At 64.3% G+C, this 4,806-nt stretch carries 4 protein-coding genes and 1 pseudogene; 2 read left to right on the forward strand and 3 right to left on the reverse strand.

From position 1 onward, the window contains the following. Positions 1 to 13: 13 nt before the first annotated feature. A pseudogene (locus tag ACYDAT_RS15590) lies at positions 14 to 298 on the forward strand (IS4 family transposase); the annotation flags it as partial. Between the two features lie 154 nt (positions 299 to 452). On the opposite strand, the gene ACYDAT_RS15595 reads toward ACYDAT_RS15590, so the two are convergent. Both ACYDAT_RS15595 and ACYDAT_RS15600 read right to left on the reverse strand, forming a co-directional pair. Next, positions 453 to 800, reverse strand: a complete 348-nt coding sequence (locus ACYDAT_RS15595; protein WP_461451309.1) for a hypothetical protein — start codon at positions 798 to 800, stop codon at positions 453 to 455. Between the two features lie 172 nt (positions 801 to 972). Then, positions 973 to 3,126, reverse strand: a complete 2,154-nt coding sequence (locus ACYDAT_RS15600; RefSeq protein WP_461451303.1) for a recombinase family protein — start codon at positions 3,124 to 3,126, stop codon at positions 973 to 975. A 301-nt stretch (positions 3,127 to 3,427) separates the two neighbouring features. Here ACYDAT_RS15600 and ACYDAT_RS15605 point away from each other — a divergent pair, with 301 nt between their 5' ends. After that, entirely contained in the window at positions 3,428 to 3,712 is a 285-nt protein-coding gene (locus ACYDAT_RS15605) for a hypothetical protein (RefSeq protein WP_461451305.1), read from the forward strand. Between the two features lie 139 nt (positions 3,713 to 3,851). Here ACYDAT_RS15605 and ACYDAT_RS15610 read toward each other — a convergent pair. Next, positions 3,852 to 4,806: ABC transporter permease (locus ACYDAT_RS15610; RefSeq protein WP_461451307.1), on the reverse strand; the 955-nt coding region annotated here is incomplete at its 5' end.

Genomic DNA, 4,806 nt, shown 5'->3' on the forward strand with positions numbered 1-4,806 from the left:
CCTGGCTGAAACCATGCCGCCAGATTGCCGCGTGACCATCCTGGCCGACCGCGGCTTCGGCGACCAGAAGCTGTTTGCGTTCCTGGGCGAGCTTGGTTTCGGCTACGTCATCCGCTTCCGCGGCAACATCGCGGTGACCGCCGCCGACGGCAAAGTGCGTGCGGCAGCCGATTGGGTTGGCGCCGGCGGGCGGGCGCGGACGCTGCGCGGGGCCGCCGTCACCGCCGCCGATTATCCGGTCGCCACCGTGGTCTGCGTGCATGCCAAGGGCATGAAGGAGCCGTGGTGCCTTGCCGCGAGCGACCCAGACGCGACGGCCGCCGTGCTGGTCAACCACTATGCCAGGCGCTGGGGGATCGATATCGACCAGGCATGGCGACTCTCAAGAATCAAGTGGTGGGTGGGTTCGACCTGCAACGAGGCATTTTGGGTGGAACATCGAGGGTCCTCTTTCAGTCCCGTCCAAATCCGCGCGGCGGATCGGCGAGAGATAGCTGGTCAACGAGGTCGCGCAATTCCAGCATGGCGTCGAGGCGCTCGGCGAGCGCACTGTCAACAAGACTGTCGGGCAGGTTTACGCGCCACTGCTGATATCGGTCGAGGCAGTCCATGAGCGTGTTAACCGCATCCGCCCATTGCTCGGGTCGGCTGCGCCGATCTTTGGGGTGGCGATAGCGGATCACCACTGCTGGCTTGTCCGGCGGTTTGTCTTCTGCCTCGGCCTTGCGTTTCTCGCGAAGGCGTCGCATGCGCTCGGCCGAGGTTAATGCGTGATCGCCTTGTGGTCTGGGTCCGGGCATGCGGCACTCTATCCCGTCACTGTGACGAGATACAATGGCTTTCCGGCTAGGAGAGAACGAACAAGCTGGACACCGCTGCGGTGATATCGGCAGCCCAGACCTCGGCCACGGGAGCGGGTCGGCAATGGCTGGGGGTTCGGCGCCACGGTCATCGAACGAGGCATGACGACTCTCAAGAATCGAGGGTTGTACCGTTGGGATTCCTCACGCGCGATGGCAATCGGCGCCAGGGTGGCGGCGTTGCCCGGATCGTCTTCAGGTTGGCAATCGTGGCGGCGTCGGCCGTGACCAGCTTGGCGGAACCGGCGCCAGCTTTGACCGAACGGCTGAGCAGGCGTCCGTTTTGCACCCAGTTGTAGAGCGTTGGCTCCGGTACACCAAGTTCTGCGGCCAGTTCGCGGATCGTCCATTCATCCGGCTGTCGCTCCGCAATCGTCCGAGGCCGGCGCAGCCCAGGCTCGATGACGCCGGCCGTGGTCAGAAGGCGGCGCACCATCGGGGCGTTGAAGGTGTCGCGCCGCTTCGGCGGTCGCCAGGCTTCCTGGTTGAGGATTGCCGCGATGTCGGCGCACCCGTGACCCACCCGGTGCAGGTCAACGGCACGCGCGAGCAGCGCGGCATAGGTGCTGAGCGCCTTCACCCGCGCCACCGGGCGTATCAGCGTGTGGGTCGTCCGGCTCCCGCCATGCCAGTGGCATTCCAGGAGGACCTGCTCACTGGCGTCGACGATGGTGAGCAGAACCCGCTCGAGCAGGAAGCGCACGATGGTCTGACGTTCTTCGCTGGTCGTCGTCGGCGCCTGCCACAACGCCGGCAGATCCGCCGTCAGTTGTCGGATCGTGGCCAGTTCCGCGGGACAAGGCGGTTGCGGGCGTTCGCGCCGAAAGCGCTCGTGATCGGCGACAAGCCGACCTTGCTCGGCCAAAGCTTCCTCCCAGTCGCGCTCCAGCGTCCGCGCCACCAGCCGGTTTTCTGGTTCGGTGCTGGCGTAACGGCGACGCGCCTGGTCAACCTTGTATTGCGCGCGTTCCAGACGTTGACGCCACTGCTGCTCCAGAGCGGTGCGCTCAGCTTGCAGATCGGCGGCAACCGCGAGACTGGCCTCCAGTGCTGCGGGTTCCAGCGCTTTCAGGACTATGGATGTTATTTTTGTATCAACCGGAGCGGACTTCAACGATTGGCAAAACGGCGCGCCGTAGCTCGAGTTTTGGCCACCACATATGTAGCGCGCCGCATGGCCAGCATTGTTGTAAGCGGCTGTCATGCGCAATCCGCACCGACCGCACACCACCAAGCCCGACAGCAACGCCGTGCCGGACCGCACCGGGCCGAGACGATCCGCCCGGTTGGCACGCAGTCGCGCCTGATTGCGATCGAACTGCTCGCGGGTGATATAGGCTGGTAGCCGATCCGGCACGAACACGTCGGCTTCGCCGGCCCGCGGCGAACGTCGCCCGGTGCCCGGCCGCCCCGGCTTTTGCCGCCGCCGGTCGGTCGCGCGCACGCCATACGCGTAGATACCGGCGTAGATCGGGTTGCCGAACAGATTGTGCAGCGTCGGGCGGTTGGCGCGGCGCCATTCGAGCTCGCCCTTGCCGGGGCCGCCGGGGAGGCGCACCGGCATCCGGATGTCGTGCTCGACCAGATAGCGCAGCACCTTGCCAACGGTACGAAACCGCTCGAACAGCGCGAACACCTGGCGGATCGTTGCCTGTGCCTGCTCGTCCGGGTCCAGCGCCACCTCGCCGGAGAGGCGCCGCACATACCCCATCGGCACCGACTTGCCGAGTTCGCCCCGCCGCGCCTTGGCACGCCTGCCTTCCAGCATCCGCGCCTTGAGGATGTGCAGTTCCGCCTCCGACATTGTGCCTTTCAGCCCGAGCAAAAGCCGATCATTGAAGTGGGCGGGATCATAGACACCATCGACATCGGCGATAAGCGTGTCGAACAGCGCGCAGATCTCCAAAAGCTGGTGCCAGTCCCGGTTCGATCGGGCCAGGCGCGACATCTCCACGCCGAGCACCAACCCGACACGGCCAAGGCCGACTTCCGCCACCAGGCGCTGAAAGCCGAGCCGGCCTTCGATCGTCGCACCCGAGCGGCCAAGGTCGTCGTCGACCACCACAATGCTCTCCCGCGCCCAGCCGAGATGAAAGGCGCGATCAACCAAAGCGTATTGTAGCCGGGTCGATTCCTGATGGCGTTCAACCTGCTGAAGCGTCGACTGACGGATATAGACAATCGCCAAACGTTCACGATGCCGCCGAAAGATTTTGTCCGACAGCCCACCGGGCGGCCGTGGCGCGAGATCCCCGTCTGTCATCATCGGCTGTCTCCCCGACGGTCTGCTGTGCGGTCGACGGGTTGCGGATCTGGCGCATCGCCATTTGGCCGAGTGTGCGCACGAGGCCGTGCTGCCGTTCCGCCGGCAGTGTCTCCCAGACCGGATAAGACGACCCCTCGCTCATTGCGTGATCCAAGCCAACGCACCACCGCGCATAGCGCTTGGAGACCGAGTCTCGGGGATTCGTCGAATCCTGTCAACTTATTAGAGGTCTCTTGTATGGGATATCGAGGGCAGCTTCCGCGACGCCAAGGACCTGCGCTTCGGCATGGGGCTGGGATCGATGCATGTCAGCACCCCCGACCGGCGGGACCGCCTGTGGCTGATCAGCGCCTTCGCCGTGGTCCTGCTGACGCTGCCCGGGGCCGCCGGGGAATCGCTCGGCTACGACCGCCATCTCAAAACCAGCACCACAAGGCGCCGCACGCACTCGCTGTTCCGGCAGGGCTGCATGCTCTACGACCTCATGCCCAACATGACCGGGTTCCTCCTCCGGCCGCTGATCGAGAAGTTCACCGGGATGCTGGCTGCCCAGCCGGTCTTCGCACAGATGTTCGGTGCAGTCTGAAAATGAGGGAGGTCATGAGGGTTTGGCCGACAGAGGAAGGTCATCTCTTGCGACAACGCCAGCTGGCGGCGTGGTGCAGCCATCACACCAAATTGATCCACACCGACAGCATTGCCATATCGTCACCGAACAAAACCCGTTACCGCTTCCTTCGCCGCAATTGGTCGAAATACACGATCACAATAATCAGCCCGCCGGTGATGATAAGCTGCCAGAACGGATTGACGTTCAGCAGATTGGCGCCGTTGTTGATGGTGGTGAGCAGAATGCTGCCGAGCAGCGGGCCGTGGATGCTGCCGACGGCGCCGAACAGGCTGGTGCCGCCGATCACCGAGGACGCAATCGACTGCAACTCCCACCCCTGGCCCGTCGTCGCGTTGCCGATGCCGATGCGCGATGTCGTCAGAATGCCGGCAAAGGCGGCGAACGTCGCCGACAGCGTGTAGGCGACATACAGCATTGCCTGCACGTTCACGCCCGACAGCCGCGCCGCCTCCGGGTTGCTGCCGATCGCGAACAGATAGCGACCCCAGCGGCTGAGATGCAGGAACACGAACGATGGAATGGCCAGCAGAATCACCATCCAGAACAGATTGGGAATGCCCAGCACCGCGCCGCGCGAAAAGCTGGTGAAACTGTCCACCGTGATCGAGATCGAACTGCCGTTGGTCATCAACAGCCCGATGCCGCGCAGTGCGGTCAGCGTCGCCAGCGTCATGATGAACGGCGGCAGGCCGAGCTTTATCACACCGAACGCATGGAACATGCCGATCGCCACCCCGACCAGCAGCGTCAGCACAATGGCCAGCCAGATCGGCACGTTCGCCTGCAACAGCAGCGAGATCACCACGCCGGCAAACCCCAGCACGGTGCCGACCGAAAGGTCGATACCGGCGGTGATGATGACGAAGGTCTGACCGATCGCAATCACCGCCCAGATGGTCGCCTGCCGCATCAGGTTGGTCAGGTTGTTCGCGGTCAGAAAAGTGTCGGTGCTGACCGCCAGCGCCGCCCACAGCAGCAGCAGCAGACCGAGCAGCGTCAGGCTCAGCAGCAGATTCAGCCGCGCCTGCGGCTTGTTGTTGACGACGACG

The sequence above is a fragment of the Metallibacterium sp. genome (assembly GCF_054637675.1).